The organism is Roseiarcus sp., assembly GCF_049514155.1.
Taxonomy (GTDB): Bacteria; Pseudomonadota; Alphaproteobacteria; order Rhizobiales; family Beijerinckiaceae; genus Roseiarcus.
In genome coordinates, this window is record NZ_JBEKVH010000086.1 from 1 (window position 1) to 17,290 (window position 17,290).

Sequence of the window (17,290 nt, forward strand, 5' to 3'; positions counted from 1 at the left end):
AGCGACAGCCGCACCACGGCGGCCTCGATCGCCGTCAGCCGCGAATTTTCGTCCGCGCCCGCCGCGGCGAGCAAAGCCGGCCGGGCGATGTCGACCCAGGAGGCGACGAAGTCCGGCGCCTCAGGCGGCGCGCCATAGGCCATCGCCCGCACGCCGCCGCATTGGCCGTGGCCAAGCACGACCAGCCGCTTGACCTTCAGCACCCGGACGCCGAACTCGATCGCGGCGCTGGCGCCGTGATGGCCGCCGTCGGGCTCGTAGGGCGGCGCCAGCCCGCCGATGTTGCGCAGCACGAACATTTCGCCCGGCACGGCGCCGAACACCGTCTGCGGATCGACGCGCGAGTCCGAGCAGGAAATCACCATCGTCTCGGGGCTCTGGCCCCAGTGGGCCAGCGCCTCGTAACGCGCGCGCTCGGCCGGCCAGGTCTCGGCGCGGAACCGGCGGTAACCTTCGAGGAGACTGTCCATGACGATCGTCGGGCCCGAGAGACACGCCTTTGCTGCAGCGCAACTAAGCCGCGGCGAGGGCCGCTGGCAAGAGCGTCGCACCTTGTGGGCCCAGGGCGAGCGCGTTAGTTTCTCGATCGCCGGTCGGCGAACGCGGAAAGGGATTTGGCGTGGCGGAAGCCCGGACCCAAACGATCGTGGTGACCGGCGCGAGCAGCGGCATCGGCAAGGCGACAGCGCGGCTTTTCGCCTCCAAGGGCTGGAATGTCGCGGCGACCATGCGAAACCCGGCCGCCGAAAGCGATCTCGTCGAATCGGCCGCTCTGAAACGCATTGCGCTCGACGTGCAAGAGCCGGACGGGCCGCGCGCGGCGGTTGCGGCGGCGCTCGAGGCGTTCGGTCGGATCGACGTGTGGCTCAACAATGCTGGCTACGGCGCGTTCGGGCCGGTCGAAGCGGGAACCCGCCGGCAGATCGAGCGGCAGTTCGACGTCAACGTCTTCGGCCTGATCGCCTGCGTTCAGGCGGTCGCGCCGCATTTTCGCGCCAATCGCGCCGGGACGCTGATCAACGTCACCTCGGTCGGCGGATTGATGACGGTGCCGTCCTACGCGCTCTACAACGCCTCGAAATTCGCGGTCGAAGGCCTGTCCGAGGGGTTGTGGTACGAACTCGGCGCCCTCGGCATCCGGGTGAAGGTGATCGAACCCGGCGCGATCGCCACCAATTTCGGCGGCCGGTCGCTGGATGCCTTGGACTATTCGGCCATGCCCGATTACGCCCCCTTCATGGAAAAAGTGAAGGCGGCGCGCAAACGCATCACTGAGAACTCGAGCCCGCCTGAACTCGTCGCCGAAACGATCTACCGCGCCGCAACCGACCCAAGCGACCGTATGCGCTACCTCGCCGGCCCTGACGCGCGACGCTTCGTCCCGCTGCGCCGGCTTCTCGGAGCGCAGGCGCAAATGCGCCTGATGCGGCGCGTCTTCCGGATATGAGCGCCCTTGCGCTGACCCCAGCTTTCGCCTAAAAGCGCGCGTCTATCCGAACCGCCCGGCTGTTAAAGGGCTGCCGTGGCGGTTCTTTTCGCTCATTCCGACGCGAACGGGCCGCAAGGCCCGGCAATTTTCCAACAGGGCGCCAAGCCCGGGAGAGCCAAATGCCCAAGCTGAAGACGAAATCGGGCGCGAAAAAGCGCTTCAAGATCACGGGAACCGGCAAGGTCGTCTACACCCAGTCGGGCAAGCGCCACGGCATGATCAAGCGGACCACCAAGCAGATCCGCAACAAGCGTGGCACCGCGGTCCTGTTCAAAACCGACGGCGACAACATCAAGAAGTTCTTCCTGCCGAACGGCTGACGGACCTCGCCCCTCAAATTCCCGGAGATCGACCATGGCTCGCGTCAAGCGCGGCGTAACCGCCCACGCCAAACACAAGAAAGTTCTCAAAGCCGCCAGCGGCTATTTCGGCCGCCGCAAGAACACCATCCGCACCGCCAAGGCGGCGGTCGAGAAGGCGATGCAATACGCCTATCGCGACCGCAAGAATCGCAAGCGCGAGTTCCGGGCCCTGTGGATCCAGCGCATCAACGCGGCGGCGCGCATTCATGGGCTCACTTATTCGCGCCTGATCGCCGGCCTCATCGCCGCCGGGGTCGAGGTCGATCGCAAGGTGCTGTCCGATCTCGCCATCAGCGAGCCGGCGGCGTTTGCGGCGATCGTCGAGAAGGCGAAGGGCCACCTGCCCAAGGCGGCGTAAAGCCAGCCAATCCCCTCTCCCGCTTGTGGGAGAGGGCCAGGGCAAGGGCGAATGCCGCCCGAGCCCCGTGCCTTCGAGACCCCTCATCCGGCGCTGCGCGCCACCTTCTCCCGCAAGCGGGAGAAGGAATTGGGCGGCGCCGACTCGTTCGACAGGCCCGCCATGACCGATCTCTCTTCCCTGCGCGAACAGACCCTGGCCGCCATAAACGCCGCGAGCGACGAAGCGGCGCTGGAAGTGGCGCGCGTCGCAGCGCTCGGCAAGAAGGGTACGATCTCCGCGCTGCTGGCGACGTTGGGCGCGATGTCGCCCGACGAGCGCCGTAGCGCCGGCGCGGCGATCAACGCGCTGAAGGAAGAAGCGGCCCATGCGCTCGCTGAGCGCCGCACGGCGCTGAAGGCGCTGGCGCTCGAGGCGCGGCTCAAGCGCGAGGCGCTCGACATGAGCCTGCCGCTGCGCCGCGCCGCGATCGACGCCGGCCGCATTCATCCGATCAGCCAGGTGTTCGACGAACTCACGGCGATCTTCGCCGACATGGGCTTTTCGATCGCCGAGGGGCCGGACATCGAGTCCGACGACTACAATTTCACCAAGCTCAACTTCCCGCCCGGCCATCCGGCGCGCGAGATGCACGACACGTTCTTCTTCGCCCCCGACGCCAACGGCGAGCGCAAGCTCTTGCGCACCCACACCAGCCCGGTGCAGGTGCGCACGATGCTGAGCGAGAAGCCACCGATCCGCGTCATCTGCCCCGGCCGCACCTATCGCTGCGACGCCGACCAGACCCACACGCCGATGTTCCATCAGGTCGAGGGGCTGGTGATCGACAAGTCGGCGACGCTCGCCAATTTGAAGTGGGTGCTGGAGGAATTCTGCAAGGCGTTCTTCGAGGTGCCCAAGGTTGGGATGCGTTTCCGGCCGAGCTTCTTCCCCTTCACCTCGCCGTCGATGGAAGTCGACATCCAGTGCCGGCGCACGGGCGGCGAGATCCGCTTCGGCGAAGGCGAGGATTGGCTGGAGATTCTCGGCTGCGGCATGGTCCACGCCAACGTGCTCAGCAACTGCGGCCTCGATCCCGAGGTCTACCAGGGCTACGCCTGGGGCATGGGGATCGACCGCATCGCCATGCTCAAATACGGCCTGCCCGACCTGCGCGACTTCTTCGACGCCGACCTGCGCTGGATCGACCATTACGGCTTCAAGCCGCTCGACGCGCCGACGCTGGCGGGGGGATTGAGCGGGTGACGAGAGGACGGAAACTTCGCCCGTACCTATTTCTGGGATAGTACTCAACCGGGCAACAACCGCCAAAGGAGCGTCGATGCTGACCGATGAAGACGTTTCCGTGCTCGCGGATCGTATCCTACGCAAAGCGCTCGAGGGCCACGGCTATGATCGTGTCGAAGTCCGTAGCGGAGCCGATGTAGACGACGCGCCTTCGCTGTTCGTCAACGCAATTCTCGTCACAGGCGTTCCTGTGGTGCGCGGCGATGTGATCAATTCGGCCGCCGCAGCCTTGCGCAATGAATTGTTGAAGAACGGCGAAATTCGCTTCCCTTACCTCAGTCTCGTCCATCCCGACGATGAATTCCCCGTCGACGCCTCGCCGAATTCGGGAAGCGACCGAACCGAGCGCACAAATGGATAAAGACCTGTTGGACGTCGCCCAACTGCTGGCGACGGCCGCGCAACAGACATCGCCGAGGCAAGCGTTACTGAGGCGGGCAGTTTCGACCGCCTACTACGCGGTCTTTCAGACGCTCGCGGCGCGGTGCGCCGCAACGCTCGTAACCTATAGCGGATCGGATTGGGAGACTTACACGATCGCTTACAGGGCGCTCGATCACGCGGTCGCTCAGAGACTGCTGGGAGCAAGGGACATAGGCACGTCCTTTGGAGATGAGATTGCGGCGTTGGGCGCCGCCTTCGTCCGGCTCAATCAGGCGCGGACTCAGGCTGACTACATTCCAGGAACGTTTCCACTTGGAAAGTCCCAGGTCGCGGAGTTGATCGAACAGGCGCGCGGCGCTTGCCAGATCGTCGAGGCCATTCCGACGCCGATTATGCGTCGCCTTGCGGCGCAACTTCTTCTCAAACGACGCTGACCGTTCATCCAATACAAGCTCACGACCGATGAAACTCACCCTCTCCTGGCTCAAAGACCACCTCGAAACCACGGCGTCGCTCGACGAGATCGTCGCAGCGCTGACGCGCGTCGGGCTCGAGGTCGAGGGCGTCGAGGACGCGGGCGCCAAGTACAAGGGCTTCGTCGTCGCGCGGGTGATCGAGGCCAAGCCGCACCCCAACGCCGACCGGCTGAGGCTGTGCATGGTCGACGCGGGGGACAAGCCGGTGCAGGTCGTCTGCGGCGCGCCCAACGCGATGACCGGCATGAAGAGCGTGTTCTCGCCGGTCGGAACCTATATCCCGGGCAAGAAGATCACGCTCGCCAAGGGCGTGATCCGCGGAATCGAGTCGAACGGCATGCTGTGCTCGGCGGCCGAGCTCGAGCTTTCCGACGACCATGCCGGCATCATCGAACTGCCCGACGACGCGCCGGTCGGCGCGCCTTACGCGACCTACGCCGGCCTCGACGATCCGGTGATCGACGTGTCGCTGACCCCCAACCGGCCCGACGCAACCGGCGTTTCCGGCATCGCCCGCGATCTCGCCGCCGCCGGCCTCGGCAAGCTGAAGACCCACGCGCCGCGCCCGGTCGCTGCAAGCTTCGACTGTCCGACCGCGGTCAAGCTCGACTTCGCGCCCGAAGACGCGCGCCTCTGCCCCGCCTTCGCGCTGCGCCTAGTGCGCGGCGTCACCAACGGCCCGTCGCCGGAGTGGATGCAGAAGCGGCTGCGGGCGATCGGCCTGAGGCCGATCAGCGCTCTGGTCGACATCACCAATTACGTCACCTTCGACCGCGGCCGGCCGCTGCACGTGTTCGACGCGGCCAAGGTCAAGGGCGCGTTGCAGGTGCGCAGCGCGCGCGCCGGCGAAAGCGTACTGGCGCTCGACGGCAAGACCTACGCGCTCGACGATTCCATGGTGGTCATCGCCGACGACGACGGCGTCGAGTCGATCGCCGGCGTGATGGGCGGCGAGCATTCGGGCTGCGACGAGAACACCCGCGACGTGCTGGTCGAGAGCGCGCTGTGGGACCCGCCCAACATCGCCCAGACCGGACGCAAGCTCGGCATCGTCACCGATGCGCGCTATCGCTTCGAGCGCGGCGTCGATCCCGATTTCTGCGTCCCCGGCGCCGAGCTGGCGACGCATCTGATCGTCGACCTCTGCGGCGGCGAGCCGTCGCGGCTGATCGTCGCGGGCGATCCGGTCAAGCCGAAGCGCACGATTGACTTCCCCTATAGCGAAGTGAAACGGCTGCTCGGAATCGACATCCCGCAGAGCGAAGGCGAGGCGATCCTCGCGCGGCTCGGGTTCAAGCTCGTGGACGGCAAGGCGATCGTGCCAAGCTGGCGGCCCGACGTCGAGGGCAAGGCCGACATTGTCGAGCAGATCGTCCGCATCGCCGGCCTCGACCGCGTGCCGCCGGCGGCGCTGCCGCGCCTGGATGAAGGCGTGCCGGCCCCGGTGCTGACACCGCTGCAGAAGCGCACAAGGCTGGCCAAGCGCGCGCTCGCGGCGCTGGGCCTGCGCGAAGTGGTGACGTGGTCGTTCATCGCCAGGCCGGCGGCCGAATTGTTCGGCGGCGGCAAGCCCGAACTCGCGCTCGCCAATCCGATCGCCGCCGATCTCTCCGACATGCGGCCGAGCCTCATCCCCGGCCTCGTCGCCGCGGCGGAGCGCAACGCGCGGCGCGGGTTCGCCGATGGCGCCTTGTTCGAGGTCGGGCAGATCTTCCTCGGCGCGGGCGAGAACGACCAGCGCGTCGCAGCGGCCGCCGTCAGGCGCGGCTTCGCCAAGGCGCGCGGCGAAGGCCGCCACTGGAGCGGCGGCGGTCCGGTCGACGCCTATGACGCGAAGAGCGATGCGCTGGCGCTGCTCGCCGCGCTCGGCGTCGCGGCGAACGCCGTGCAGATCGCGCCCGGCGGCCCCGCGTTCCTGCATCCTGGCCGCTCGGCGACGCTGCAGTTCGGACCGAAGAACATCGTCGGCTGGTTCGGCGAGCTGCACCCAAGCGCGCTCGAAGCGCTCGACGCCGAGGGGCCGCTGGTCGCCTTCGAGATCGTCCTCGACGCGATCCCGCCAGCCAAGGCGCGGCCGACCAAGGCCAAGCCGAAGCTCGAACGCTCCGAGTTCATGCCGGTGTCGCGCGACCTCGCCTTCGTCGTCGCCGAAAGCGCGCCGGCGGGCGACATTCTCAAGGCCGCGCTTGGCGCCGATCGCGCGCTGATCGCGGCCGCCGACGTGTTCGACGTCTATCGCGGCCCCGGCGTGCCCGAGGGTCAGAAGTCAGTTGCGATTGCGGTGACGCTGCAGCCGCGCGAGCGCACACTAACCGATTCCGAGATCGAGGCGGCAGTGGCCAAGGTCGTCGCCGAAGTCGGCAAGAAGACCGGCGCGACGCTGAGGCAATGACGCTCGGCCCGAGGACGCGAACGGCTGCTGGCGATCAAAACTCGGCACTTGATTCCCCCCCGAAAAGGTCGGGAATCGACCCGTCGCGGTTCTTCGTCGCCGGCGGCAGAACGACGCGAGTTATCCCACACGCGACATTCACTGTCAGTCGAGCGGCCATAATCGTTTGCTCAGCGCTGCTTACCGCCGAGCCTGACTTATGAGTTTTCTGGGCGCCGTGAAAATCAATATGGCGAGCATCAGCCCCCAAATGTTGCGATCCAATATGAAGGCCTTCTCGGCGAGGCCGCCGATAGGCGCCTTTGAGACGACGACGACGATCAGCACGACAAGGAGCAGCACCGACAGCCAAGCGAGGGTTGTCAGAATCGGCTGCCACGTCTTCCAATAGGCGTCGCGTCTCAATCGCGTCGAAATCAAGATGGCACCAATCGTGAAGAGCACCCATCCGAAAAGAGCGTCCACCAAATGAATCGCGCCGACCGTTGTCGTTGGCGGCGCTCCGGGGGGAAGGATATCCGTCGGAAAGGCGAAGTCGATCGCAAAGCTGACGCCGACAACGGCCAGCAAGACGGCCCCCGTCTTCGACAGCGCCTCCGGTGGAACCACGAGAGCGACGGAAATCGCGAGAGCGAGACATCCCAGGCAGGATGCGAGGAAAGCCGATCCATAGATCCATCCCAAGGGGCCTACGGCGTAGTCGCTGATGTAGTCACTGAAGACGTTATACTGTGTGTTGACGATGTGAGCGCCAACCGCAGCCGCCAAGAAGTACGCCGTCGCCAGGATCGAAACCGCGGCGGCCTGTTTGCCCAGGCCTGCGAAATCATACGCGCTCCCGTAGCCCTGGCGGCGCGAATGGCTATCTACGATCGATCCCGGCGGATCATTCGCCCTATTTTCCAGCACAGTGCAACTCTCCCGTCGATCGCCCGGCGCATGCCAGCGCGCCCGCAATACTTCGGACGAGGCGCCTGATCGCGCTTCAACGCTATCGGTCTTTTGCTCCACCTATCAGAGTCGGAATGTACTCAGAGCGCGACCGAGGAGATTTCCAGCGGTTCTGAATGTCCGGAATTCGAGATTCGATCGCCGCGTGACGCCGGCGGCGGCACAAGGCTCTCGCCCCGCCTTGTCGCTCGACCCGGACGTCTTCGACATCCATCAATCAAAAGTCCGTTAAGCCGGGAATCCCCGTCGATTCTGCCCGCGCGAAAACTGCTCTGGGCGAGAAATCAGCCCTGAGCTAACGTACCGCCAGACCTGTCGAGGGGGGCTGATCATTCAGGATCTAGGGGGCGAAGTGAACATCTGGCGCGACAAATCGATGCGATTTTCTGCCGTGGGGGAGCGCCGCCACGGCGGCAGCCGCCGCGCCTTCCTGCTCGGCGCCGCGGCCTGTCTCGCGCCGATCGCCGCGCGCGCCGCTTCGACGGTCGAGAGCGCGCGCGAGAAGATCGCTGCGATCGAGGCGCGCGAGGGCGGACGGCTCGGCGTCGCGCTTCTCGACACGACCTCCGGCGCCACTCTCGGCTATCGCGACGATGAGCGCTTCCCGATGTGCAGCACGTTCAAGCTGCTCGCCGCCGCCGCGGCGCTGAAACGCGTCGACGACGGAGCGGAGCGACTCGATCGCAAAATCGCTTACACGACAGCCGACCTCCTCTCCTACGCCCCTGTCGCCAAGGCGCATGTGGCGGAGGGCGGCATGAGCGTCGGCGACCTCTGCGCCGCGGCGATCGACTGGAGCGACAACACCGCCGCCAACCTCATTCTGCAATCGATCGGCGGCCCGGCGGGCTTCACCCAATTCGCCCGTTCGCTCGACGACTCGGTGACGCGGCTCGATCGCATCGAACCCGAGCTGAACGCCTCGACCCCCGGCGACGAAAGGGACACGACCAGCCCGCGGGCGATGGTCGGCGACATGCGGGCGGTTCTCACCGGAAGCGCGCTCGGCGAATCCTCGCGCCGGCGGCTCGAAAGCTGGCTGATCAACGACAAGGTCGGCGACAAGCGCCTGCGCGCCGGCCTGCCGGAATCGTGGCGCATCGGCGACAAGACCGGCACCGGCGATTACGGATCGACCAATTGCATCGCCATCATCCGTCCGCCCGATCGCGCGCCGCTCTTCGCCGCCGTCTATTTCACCGGCTCGACCGCTTCGATCGACGCCCGCAACGCCGTCCACAAGGAGATCGGCGCGCTGATCGCCGAGACGTTCTGACGCTGGCGCATGCCGCAGACCGGTCGCCGAGCGTTACGGCCGGCTAGTCGGCGCGCTTCCACACCAGCGTCACGCCGCCGAGGCCTCCGGAGGCGCGAGCGCTGCGAAGGGTGAGCGCGTCGCCGTCGAGTTGCGCCAGCCGCTTTTCGTCGCGCCCCGCGGCGCCGGCGCGGTTGCTGGCGTCGACGTGCAACGACAGGGCGCCCGTCGCCTCGTCGAGCGTATATTCGCCGAAATAGGCGATTGCGCCGGCTCCGCCGACGCCGATGACGACGACCGCGTAATGGCCGGCGACGTCGAAGAACATCGAGCCCTGCGGATCGGCGCCGTAGGGTTTCTGGCCGCCAATCGCGACCGAGACCAGACTCCAATGGCCGACCAGCCGGTTGGCCAGCGTCGGCGTCTCAGCCGCCGCCGCGCCGGCGACGAAGAGCGCCGCGAGCAGCGGCGTCAGCAAGCGGCGGGCGATTGTCTTCATCGCGTCAAGCTCCTCGCCAGGCGGGCGGCGGCGATCTTAGAGCGCAAGGCAGCGATCGCGCCAGCGGCGCAGCGCCGCGGCCGCCCACCTTTTTTCGTCGCCCGGTCGCGGTTAAGCTTGACGGCGCTGATCAGGCGCAACGGCCGGGGGTTCGCATGCGCGCATTGGGCTTCGCCGTCGTTGCGCTCGCCGCCGTCGCGAGCGTCGGCGCGACGCGGGCGGCGGTTCTCGCCGACGCGGCGGCGCGCGCAGGCGGAAACCACGGCTGGATCCATCTGGCGCAGGTGATCCCCGACACCGCGCCGGCCGAGGCGACCACCGGCAATCCGAGCCTGGCGCCGCTCAAATGGGTCGGCCTGTTGGCGATCCCCGACCCGACCGATAAGGACCCGCGCGCGATCGTCGAATGCACCGGGCAGTTCATCAAGCCGAACGTGGTGCTGACCGCCGCCCATTGTCTGCGCGACCTCGCCGACAAGCCGAACGGCCCGTGGCCCGACGTGACCAAGGGCACGTTCTGGCTGCAGTACCAGAACCAGGAGGGCGCGCCGTTCAAGATCCTCTGCGGCGCAGTCAATCCGCTGTGGACCCTGCCGGGCAGTTTCGCCGCGATGAAGACGGCGGAGAGGGACGACGCCAAGCTGGTCGCCGACCAGCACGATTTCGCCATGCTGCTCACCGACGGCGAAAGCCCAACCGGAATCATGCCCTACACGCTCGACTGGAAGGGCAAGTACGGCTACGCGACGCGGGTCGGCTACGCCAGCGACATCCTCAACGGCCAGATCGTGCAGAAGTCGGGCGGCGCCTTGTTCTTCGCCGATGCGATCCCGATGCTCGACAAATCGTATCCGGGGATCGTCGTGCAATGGGCGCCGACCACCGACCTCACCTTCGGCACCAGCGGCGGAGCGTGGATCGTCAACTTCTCCACTGCCGAGGGCAAGGACAAGAACGCGCTGATCGCGGTGACGTCGTTCCAGTTCACCAACTACCCCGGCGGCGAGGGCGCCGCCTATCTCACCGCGGCGGAGTTCAATCCGCTGCTCGCCTATGTCTCCGGCAGCTGCAAGGGCGCCATGGCCGGAGCGACGCCGGGCGCGGGCCCGAGCCCAAGCCCAAGCCCAAGCGGAGCGTCACGCGGCGGCCACAACGGCGGCGGCATGCAGCCTTGAGGCCCGTGGCGCGGTCAATCGACGCAATGGTCGACCCTGGGCGTAGGCGCCCTTTATGCTTGGAATCCGTCGTGAAAGCGAAGGCGAGGCGTCAATGAGCGAATATGAACTGATCGTGCGCGGCGGCGAAGTGGTTACAGCCGCCGACAAATTCCGCGCCGACGTCGGCGTGCGCGGCGGCAAGATCGTCGCCATCGCCGACAAGCTCACCGATGGCGCGCGGGTGATCGACGCCTCCGGCCTGCTGGTCATGCCCGGCGGCATCGACAGCCACGTCCATCTCGCCCAGAACGCCTTCGGCGGACCGAAAATGGCCGACGGTTTCGAGACCGGCACGCGGTCGGCGATCGCCGGCGGCAACACCACCCTGCTGCCGTTCGCGCTGCAGCCGCGCGGCGCGTCGCTGCGCGCCTCGGTGATGGCCTATCACAAGGAGGCCGACGGCAATTCGTATTGCGACTATGGTTTCCACCTCATCGTCACCGATCCCACGCCCTCGGTGCTCGGCCAGGAACTGCCGGCCTTGGTCGCCGACGGCTATTCGTCGTTCAAGGTGTTCATGACCTACGACGACATGGTGCTCAACGATCGCCAGTTGCTCGAGGTGTTCGACTGCGCGCGCGGATGCGGCGCGCTGGTGATGGTCCATTGCGAGGGCTACGACGCGATCAAGTTCATGACCCAGCGGCTCGAGGCGGCGGGCAAGACGGCGCCCTACTACCACGCCGTTTCGCGGCCCGAGGTGGTCGAGCGCGAGGCGACGCACCGCGCGATCAGCCACGGCGAATTGCTCGACACGCCGATCATGATCGTCCACGTCTCAGGGCGCGAGGCGATGGAACAGATCCGTTGGGCGCAGCGGCGCGGCCTCAAGATCTATGGCGAGACCTGCACGCAATACATTGCGTTGACCGCCGACGACCTCAAGGGCCTCAACATGGACGAGAGCGGCGGCAAATACGTCTGCTCGCCGCCGCCGCGCGACCGCGCCTCGTGGGAGGCGATCTGGGAGGGCATCCGCACCGGCGTGTTCCAGACCTTCTCGTCCGACCATTGCCCGTTCTTCTACGAGGGCTCGGAGGGCAAGCTGAACCCGAAGGCGCGCACCTCGTTCAAATGGGTGCCCAACGGCATCCCCGGCGTCGAATCGCGGCTGCCGATCCTCTATTCCAAGGGCGTCGTCGAGGGCCGCATTACGGTCAACGAATTCGTCGCCCTCACGTCGACCAACCACGCCAAGATGTACGGCCTTTATCCGCACAAAGGCGCGATTGGCGTCGGCTTCGACGCCGACATCGTGCTGTGGGACCCCAACAAGCGCGAGACGATCCGCCAGGAGTTCATGCACCACGGCGCCGACTACACGCCCTACGAGGGCATGGCGGTCACCGGCTGGCCAGTGATGACGATGCTGCGCGGCAAGGTCGTCGCCGAAGACGGCAAAATCGTCGGCGAAAAGGGCGCGGGTCAGTTCCTCAAGCGGGGCCTCTCGCCCTACGCGCGGCCGAAGGCCGGGTGAGGCGGGGGCGCGCTTCGGGTTTGTGGTGCCGGATGAGGGATTTGAACCCCCGACCTTCGGTTTACAAAACCGCTGCTCTACCAACTGAGCTAATCCGGCGGGCCAAACGTGGTTCGCAAGCGCAGATGGCTAACAGCGCGGGCGAAGGCAGGCAAGGTCCTACACACGCGGCCTTAATGGGCGGTCTATGGACGGATTCGTTCATTGAATGCTTGGCGGAGCGTGGGCGCGAGGAGAACTTGAAGTCAAGGATGCGCCAAAAGGCGCACCGCCCGCGGCGGCGTTCGAAGGCCGTCCTCGAGTTCGAGTTCAAGTTCTCCTCGCGCAAAATTGCAGCCAAGCCGTCAATGAGCGACTGCGGCGCGACGGCGACCTTGCGGCTGGAGACCACGTCGCCCGCTACCCGACCGTCGGGCGCCATTTTCCTTCGACGACCTCCGCCTCGGCGTCACCCGGCCAGGGCGGCATGGTGACGGCGACGAAGGCGAGCGGCGCTTCGGCGGAAGCGCGGAACTGGAACTTTGTGCCGAGCGGGATCGTCGCGCAAACGCCGGGGCCGACCGCGACGACTTCCTCAAGCTCGCCCGAGCGGCGCCAGAGCGCGCCGCGACCAGCGACGAACCACCAGATCTCCTCCACCGTGCGATGAACAACGGCGTGCGAGATCGCGCCGGCCGGCAGCTCGAAATGGGCGAAGCTGCCGCCCGAAAGCGCGGCGAGCAGCCTCACCGCGGTTCCGTCGGGCGCGACCGCGTCGGGCGCGGCGCCGAGGGTCCTCGTCTCAAAGGCGCGCATGCCGGGCTCCTTGAACGTTCGCGTCAAATTGGGCGCGCAGGGCCACTGTGGCAAGCGCGAGGCGGCGAGGCGCAAGGGCTTCCTCATCGTGAGGAGCCCGCAAAGCGGGCGTCTCGAACGACGAGGAAGCCGGCGCAGTCCTCAACTCCGACCAGCCGGAGAGCGGCGTCGCCCTCATCGTGCGAGACGCGCCGCTGGCGCCGCACTCCTCATGATGAGGGCGATTCATGGGGACTCGCAACCGTTTTGGCGTCGCCGGTCCGTCCTGCTATGAAAGCGCCCATGGACGCCGCCCCCGACCTCACGCCGGAACAGACGCTGGCCGAATTCCGCGCCGCCGGCGCGCTGCTCGAGGGGCATTTCATCCTCTCTTCCGGACTGCATTCGCCGGTGTTCCTGCAGAAGATGTTCGTCTTTCAGGACCCCGCCCGCACCGAGCTTCTGTGCCGCGCGCTGGCGCGCAAAGTCGAGGCCGCCTTCGGCAAGATCGACGTCGTCGTTTCGCCGGCGGTCGGCGGCATCGTGCCGGGCTACGAGACGGCGCGCTGGCTCGGCGCCAAGGCGATCTTTGTCGAGCGCGAGAACGGCGCCTTCACGCTGCGCCGCGGCTTCGTCATCCCGGCGGGCGCGCGCGTGCTGATGGTCGAAGACATCATCACCACCGGCCTGTCGTCGCGCGAATGCCTGGCGGCAGTCGCCGAGCATCCGGGCAGAATCGTCGGCGCGGCCTGCCTGATCGACCGCTCGGGCGGCAAGGCCGAGCTTGGCGTTCCGCGCGTCGCGCTGGCGACGCTCGACATTCCCGCCTATCCCGCCGACGCGCTGCCGCCTGAGCTCGCGGCGACGCCCGCGGTCAAGCCGGGCAGCCGCGCGCTCGCCGGCTGAGGCGAAACGGCCCCGCGACGGGCGAGGCGACGACAAGGAGTGCGGCCATGGCCGAGCTGCGGCTGGGTGTGAATGTCGATCACGTCGCGACGGTGCGCAACGCGCGCGGCGGCGCGGTTCCCGATCCGGCGCGGGCGGCGCTGCTGGCGATCGAGGCCGGCGCCGATGGGATCACCGCGCATTTGCGCGAGGATCGCCGCCACATCCACGACGACGACATGCGTCGGCTCAAGGCGGCGATTGCCAAGCCGCTGAATTTCGAGATGGCGGCGACCGAGGCGATGCTCGACATGGCGCTCAGCATCCGGCCGCACGCCTGTTGCCTGGTGCCGGAAAACCGCACCGAGCGCACCACCGAGGGCGGCCTCAATGTGGTCGGCGGCTTCAACCACCTCAAGCCGTTCGTCGCCGAGCTCGGCCGCGCCGGCGTCCGCGTGTCGCTGTTCATCGAACCCTCGATCGAGGCGCTCGACGCCGCCGCCGCCTTGCGCGCGCCGGTGGTCGAGCTGCACACCGGCGCCTGGTGCGACGCGCTGGCGCGCGAGGAGCGCGAACGCGCGGATCACGAATTCGGCCGGCTCAGGGTCGCGGCGGCGCAGTGCGCTTCGCTCGGCCTCGAATGCCACGCCGGCCACGGCCTCGACTATGACACGGCGCGGACGATTTCGGCGCTGCCACAGATCGTCGAGCTCAACATCGGCCATTTCCTCGTCGGCGAAGCGATCTTCGTCGGCCTCGCCGAAAGCGTGCGCCAGATGCGCGCGGCGATGGCGGAAGGGCGGAGCCGGGCGAAATGAGGAGGTCGGGAGAGTCCCTTCTCCCCGTTCACGGGGAGAAGGGGCAATGCGGCGGGGCGCCGCGATGATCATCGGCATCGGCAGCGATCTTTGCGATATCCGCCGGGTCGAGGAGACGCTGGCGCGTTTCGGCGAGCGTTTCGTCGCGCGCTGCTTCACCGAAATCGAGCGCAGGCGCTCGGAAGCGCGCGCCGGCCGCGCCGCCTCCTACGCCAAGCGCTTCGCCGCCAAGGAAGCCTGCGCCAAGGCGCTCGGCACCGGACTGCGCCATGGCGTGTTCTGGCGCGACATGGGCGTCGTCAACCTGCCGACCGGCCAGCCGACGATGCGGCTCACCGGCGGCGCGGCGGCGCGCCTGGCCGCCATCACCCCGGCGGGAATGGAGGCGTTCATCCACTTGACCATCACCGACGAGCCCCCGCTGGCGCAGGCTTTCGTCATCATCGAGGCGCGCTGAGCGGCGCCGAGGCGGGGCGCGCCGGCGGGCGCTTGACAGCGGCGCGGCGAGGCCCGAAAGGCGGGCGCGAAAGGCCTTCGATGAACGTCAGACAGCCGACCCTTCAGGACGCTTTCGCCCTGCACGGCCAGGGGCGCCTCGGCGAAGCCGCGCGCATCTACGAGGCGATCGCCGCGCGCGAGCCCGGCAACGCCGAGGCGCGCCATTACCTCGGGGCGCTTCTCGCCTCGGCCGGACGCGTCCAGGACGCCAAGGCGCTGATGAAGCGCGCGCTCGAGCTCAAGCCGAGCGAGTTCGCCTTTCTCGAGAACTACGTCGGAGTCCTCGTGCTCGCCGAAGACTTCGGCGAGGCGCTCGAACTCGGCCGCACGGCGCTCAAGCGGCAACCGCGCAACGCCAACGTTCTCTATCTCAATGCGGCGTCGCTGCAGAAGCTCGATCGCCTCGATGAGGCGCGCGCCGCCTTTGTCGCCCTGCTCCGCCTCGCCCCCGACCACCTCGCGGGTCGCAAGGAATACGCCGTCACGCTGACGCGTCTGGGCGAGCAGGACGAGGCGCTGCGCGCCGTCGAGGCGCTGATCGCCGAGCGTCCGCGCTTCGCCGACGCCTATCTCGTCCGCGCCAACATCCGTTCGATCCGCGGCGAGTTCGGCCTCGCCCTCGCCGACTACGAACGCGCGCTGGCGCTGCAACCCAACGCGCACGAGGCCTGGCTGAGCTACGGGCGCGCGCTCGATACGATCGGGCGCTTCGAACCGGCGCTCGCCGCCTTCGACCGCGCGCTCGCGCTGCGACCGAACTACGTCGACGCGCTCGTCGGCCGCGGCGCCGTGCTGAAGCTGATGAACCGGCTGCCGGAGGCTTTCGCCTGCTTCGACCAGGCGATCGCGCTCGGCGGCGACGGCGAGGCCAAGGGTCTCGCCGCGCGCGGCGCTGCGCTGGCGGAGGCGGGCGACACGGAGGAAGCGCGGCTCATCCTACGCCGCGCCATTGACGGCGGCGCGAACGCCGCCGTCGCGTGGCTTGCCTATGCCGACCTCGACAAGTTCGATGCCGGCGATTCCGCGTTCGCCGCCATGGAATCGCGTCTCGCCGAAGTGGAGCTCAGGCAGCCGAGCGAGGCGCTGGCGCTGCATTTCGCGCTGGCCAAGGCTTATCTCGACGTCGGCGATTCCGAGCGCGCCTTCGTCCACCTCGACGCCGGCAATCACATGAAGCGCGCCCAGCTCGCCTACGACGCCGACGCCAATCGAGCCCACACCGCCGCGATCGCCGCCGCCGCGGGCTCGCCGTCGGCGACGCCGATCTTCGTCGTCGGCATGCCGCGGTCGGGCACGAGCCTGATCGAGCAGATCCTCGCCAGCCATTCGGCGATTCACGGCGCCGGCGAATTGCACGCGCTGCCCCAGATCGCCGCCGAGATCGGCGGCGTGCCCGAAGGCCTCGGCGGTTTGACGGGCGACGACCTCGCGCGGCTCGGCGACGATTATCTCGCGCGGGCCGGCGCTCCGCCCCCCGGCAAGACGCGCGTCGTCGACAAGCTGCCGGGCAATTTCGTCAATGTCGGCCTGATCCGCCTGATCCTGCCCGAAGCGCGCATCATCCACGTCCGCCGCGACGCGATCGACACCTGCCTCTCCTGCTACTCCAAGATCTTCAAGGCGGCCAATCTCCCCTACACCTACGATCAGACCGAGCTTGGGCTGTTTTATCGCGACTACGACAAGCTGATGGCGCATTGGCGCACGAGCCTGCCGGCGACCCATTTCTTCGAGGTCGATTACGAAGCCGTGGTCGACGATCTCGAGGGGCAGGCGCGGCGCATGATCGCGTTCCTCGACCTGCCCTGGGACCCGACGTGCCTCGAGTTCCACCGCACCAAGCGCCCCGTCCGCACCGCCAGCGTCAATCAGGTGCGCAAGCCGATCTATCGCGCTTCCGTCGGCCGCTGGCGCGCCCACGCCGCGGCCCTGCGACCGCTGCTCGAGGCGCTCGGCGCAGAGACGTAAAGCCTTTCGCCCGCGAGCCGAGCCGCTTTCCGCAGGCGCGGCGCCACGAGGCGATCCCCGAGGCCGCCTGCCGCGAAAACAAAAAACCCCGGAGCTTTCGCTCCGGGGCCGAGATTTTGGTCAGATAGACGTCGTTCAGAACGAGCGAACGATGTGCAGGCGGCCGTTGAAGCCGTCCGAGTCGTTGTGGAACGCGCCGT

18 protein-coding genes and 1 tRNA gene are annotated in these 17,290 nt (G+C 67.6%); 14 read left to right on the plus strand and 5 right to left on the minus strand.

All coding sequences use genetic code 11. The features are described 5' to 3' along the window. A partial coding sequence (locus ABSF49_RS13255) for a carbonic anhydrase (protein ID WP_424113125.1) occupies positions 1-470 on the minus strand: 470 nt, incomplete at its 3' end. Between the two features lie 149 nt (positions 471-619). Here ABSF49_RS13255 and ABSF49_RS13260 point away from each other — a divergent pair. The 7 genes from ABSF49_RS13260 (at position 620) to pheT (ending at position 6,748) form a co-directional block, all read left to right on the plus strand. Then, positions 620-1,447: an SDR family oxidoreductase gene (locus ABSF49_RS13260; protein WP_424113126.1), complete on the plus strand. Its 828-nt coding sequence runs from the start codon at positions 620-622 to the stop codon at positions 1,445-1,447. Positions 1,448-1,608: 161 nt separating this feature from the next. After that, entirely contained in the window at positions 1,609-1,809 is a 201-nt protein-coding gene (gene rpmI / locus ABSF49_RS13265) for a 50S ribosomal protein L35 (protein WP_424113127.1), read from the plus strand. 34 nt (positions 1,810-1,843) lie between these two features. Next, positions 1,844-2,209, plus strand: coding sequence for a 50S ribosomal protein L20 (gene rplT, locus ABSF49_RS13270; RefSeq protein ID WP_424113128.1), 366 nt, complete (start codon positions 1,844-1,846; stop codon positions 2,207-2,209). Between the two features lie 162 nt (positions 2,210-2,371). Beyond that, the gene (gene pheS / locus ABSF49_RS13275) at positions 2,372-3,454 is read left to right on the plus strand and encodes a phenylalanine--tRNA ligase subunit alpha (RefSeq protein ID WP_424113141.1); all 1,083 of its coding nucleotides are present in this window, start codon (positions 2,372-2,374) and stop codon (positions 3,452-3,454) included. Positions 3,455-3,530: 76 nt separating this feature from the next. Continuing rightward, complete coding sequence (locus ABSF49_RS13280) at positions 3,531-3,857, plus strand: hypothetical protein (RefSeq protein ID WP_424113129.1); 327 nt, start codon at positions 3,531-3,533, stop codon at positions 3,855-3,857. Then, positions 3,850-4,314: a hypothetical protein gene (locus tag ABSF49_RS13285; RefSeq protein WP_424113130.1), complete on the plus strand. Its 465-nt coding sequence runs from the start codon at positions 3,850-3,852 to the stop codon at positions 4,312-4,314. The genes ABSF49_RS13280 and ABSF49_RS13285 overlap by 8 nt, the downstream gene beginning before the upstream one ends. A gap of 28 nt (positions 4,315-4,342) precedes the next feature. Beyond that, positions 4,343-6,748 carry a phenylalanine--tRNA ligase subunit beta gene (gene pheT, locus ABSF49_RS13290; RefSeq protein ID WP_424113131.1) on the plus strand — a complete coding sequence of 802 codons (2,406 nt, stop codon included), beginning with the start codon at positions 4,343-4,345 and terminating at the stop codon, positions 6,746-6,748. Positions 6,749-6,928: 180 nt separating this feature from the next. On the opposite strand, the gene ABSF49_RS13295 is transcribed toward pheT, so the two are convergent. Beyond that, positions 6,929-7,759: a DUF998 domain-containing protein gene (locus ABSF49_RS13295; RefSeq protein WP_424113132.1), complete on the minus strand. Its 831-nt coding sequence runs from the start codon at positions 7,757-7,759 to the stop codon at positions 6,929-6,931. A gap of 316 nt (positions 7,760-8,075) precedes the next feature. On the opposite strand from ABSF49_RS13295, the gene bla reads away from it, so the two are divergent. Further along, positions 8,076-8,975, plus strand: a complete 900-nt coding sequence (bla, locus tag ABSF49_RS13300) for a class A beta-lactamase (RefSeq protein ID WP_424113133.1) — start codon at positions 8,076-8,078, stop codon at positions 8,973-8,975. A 43-nt stretch (positions 8,976-9,018) separates the two neighbouring features. On the opposite strand, the gene ABSF49_RS13305 is transcribed toward bla, so the two are convergent. After that, positions 9,019-9,453, minus strand: coding sequence for a lipocalin-like domain-containing protein (locus tag ABSF49_RS13305; RefSeq protein WP_424113134.1), 435 nt, complete (start codon positions 9,451-9,453; stop codon positions 9,019-9,021). Between the two features lie 155 nt (positions 9,454-9,608). Here ABSF49_RS13305 and ABSF49_RS13310 point away from each other — a divergent pair, with 155 nt between their 5' ends. Further along, the gene (locus ABSF49_RS13310) at positions 9,609-10,628 is read left to right on the plus strand and encodes a trypsin-like serine peptidase (RefSeq protein ID WP_424113135.1); all 1,020 of its coding nucleotides are present in this window, start codon (positions 9,609-9,611) and stop codon (positions 10,626-10,628) included. A 94-nt stretch (positions 10,629-10,722) separates the two neighbouring features. Further along, a complete protein-coding gene (gene hydA, locus ABSF49_RS13315) occupies positions 10,723-12,147 on the plus strand; it encodes a dihydropyrimidinase (RefSeq protein ID WP_424113136.1) in 1,425 nt (474 codons plus the stop codon). A gap of 23 nt (positions 12,148-12,170) precedes the next feature. On the opposite strand, the gene ABSF49_RS13320 is transcribed toward hydA, so the two are convergent. Together ABSF49_RS13320 and ABSF49_RS13325 are read right to left on the minus strand one after the other, a co-directional pair. Then, positions 12,171-12,246 (minus strand) — tRNA-Thr (locus ABSF49_RS13320). A gap of 300 nt (positions 12,247-12,546) precedes the next feature. Then, the gene (locus ABSF49_RS13325) at positions 12,547-12,942 is read right to left on the minus strand and encodes a cupin domain-containing protein (protein ID WP_424113137.1); all 396 of its coding nucleotides are present in this window, start codon (positions 12,940-12,942) and stop codon (positions 12,547-12,549) included. Between the two features lie 282 nt (positions 12,943-13,224). Between ABSF49_RS13325 and pyrE the strand changes: the two genes are divergently transcribed. From pyrE to ABSF49_RS13345, 4 genes are all read left to right on the plus strand, one after another. After that, positions 13,225-13,827 (plus strand): orotate phosphoribosyltransferase, encoded by a 603-nt coding sequence (pyrE, locus tag ABSF49_RS13330; RefSeq protein WP_424113138.1) that lies wholly within the window; start codon positions 13,225-13,227, stop codon positions 13,825-13,827. Positions 13,828-13,874: 47 nt separating this feature from the next. Then, positions 13,875-14,624 (plus strand): pyridoxine 5'-phosphate synthase, encoded by a 750-nt coding sequence (locus tag ABSF49_RS13335; RefSeq protein WP_424113139.1) that lies wholly within the window; start codon positions 13,875-13,877, stop codon positions 14,622-14,624. A 64-nt stretch (positions 14,625-14,688) separates the two neighbouring features. Next, on the plus strand, positions 14,689-15,081 hold the full coding sequence (acpS, locus tag ABSF49_RS13340) for a holo-ACP synthase (RefSeq protein ID WP_424113142.1): 393 nt from the start codon (positions 14,689-14,691) through the stop codon (positions 15,079-15,081). An 80-nt stretch (positions 15,082-15,161) separates the two neighbouring features. Continuing rightward, positions 15,162-17,090: a sulfotransferase gene (locus ABSF49_RS13345; protein WP_424113140.1), complete on the plus strand. Its 1,929-nt coding sequence runs from the start codon at positions 15,162-15,164 to the stop codon at positions 17,088-17,090. Positions 17,091-17,290: the final 200 nt, after the last annotated feature.

What these genes read in the sequence shown, in the direction of transcription:
- pyrE (WP_424113138.1), top strand. Translation starts at nt 13,225, where the DNA reads ATGGACGCCGCCCCCGACCTCACGCCGGAACAGACGCTGGCCGAATTC.
- ABSF49_RS13310 (WP_424113135.1), top strand. Translation starts at nt 9,609, where the DNA reads ATGCGCGCATTGGGCTTCGCCGTCGTTGCGCTCGCCGCCGTCGCGAGC.
- ABSF49_RS13305 (WP_424113134.1), bottom strand. Translation starts at nt 9,453, where the DNA reads ATGAAGACAATCGCCCGCCGCTTGCTGACGCCGCTGCTCGCGGCGCTC.
- pheT (WP_424113131.1), top strand. Translation starts at nt 4,343, where the DNA reads ATGAAACTCACCCTCTCCTGGCTCAAAGACCACCTCGAAACCACGGCG.
- hydA (WP_424113136.1), top strand. Translation starts at nt 10,723, where the DNA reads ATGAGCGAATATGAACTGATCGTGCGCGGCGGCGAAGTGGTTACAGCC.
- pheS (WP_424113141.1), top strand. Translation starts at nt 2,372, where the DNA reads ATGACCGATCTCTCTTCCCTGCGCGAACAGACCCTGGCCGCCATAAAC.
- ABSF49_RS13280 (WP_424113129.1), top strand. Translation starts at nt 3,531, where the DNA reads ATGCTGACCGATGAAGACGTTTCCGTGCTCGCGGATCGTATCCTACGC.
- ABSF49_RS13335 (WP_424113139.1), top strand. Translation starts at nt 13,875, where the DNA reads ATGGCCGAGCTGCGGCTGGGTGTGAATGTCGATCACGTCGCGACGGTG.
- rpmI (WP_424113127.1), top strand. Translation starts at nt 1,609, where the DNA reads ATGCCCAAGCTGAAGACGAAATCGGGCGCGAAAAAGCGCTTCAAGATC.
- ABSF49_RS13345 (WP_424113140.1), top strand. Translation starts at nt 15,162, where the DNA reads ATGAACGTCAGACAGCCGACCCTTCAGGACGCTTTCGCCCTGCACGGC.
- ABSF49_RS13325 (WP_424113137.1), bottom strand. Translation starts at nt 12,942, where the DNA reads ATGCGCGCCTTTGAGACGAGGACCCTCGGCGCCGCGCCCGACGCGGTC.
- rplT (WP_424113128.1), top strand. Translation starts at nt 1,844, where the DNA reads ATGGCTCGCGTCAAGCGCGGCGTAACCGCCCACGCCAAACACAAGAAA.
- acpS (WP_424113142.1), top strand. Translation starts at nt 14,689, where the DNA reads ATGATCATCGGCATCGGCAGCGATCTTTGCGATATCCGCCGGGTCGAG.
- bla (WP_424113133.1), top strand. Translation starts at nt 8,076, where the DNA reads ATGCGATTTTCTGCCGTGGGGGAGCGCCGCCACGGCGGCAGCCGCCGC.
- ABSF49_RS13285 (WP_424113130.1), top strand. Translation starts at nt 3,850, where the DNA reads ATGGATAAAGACCTGTTGGACGTCGCCCAACTGCTGGCGACGGCCGCG.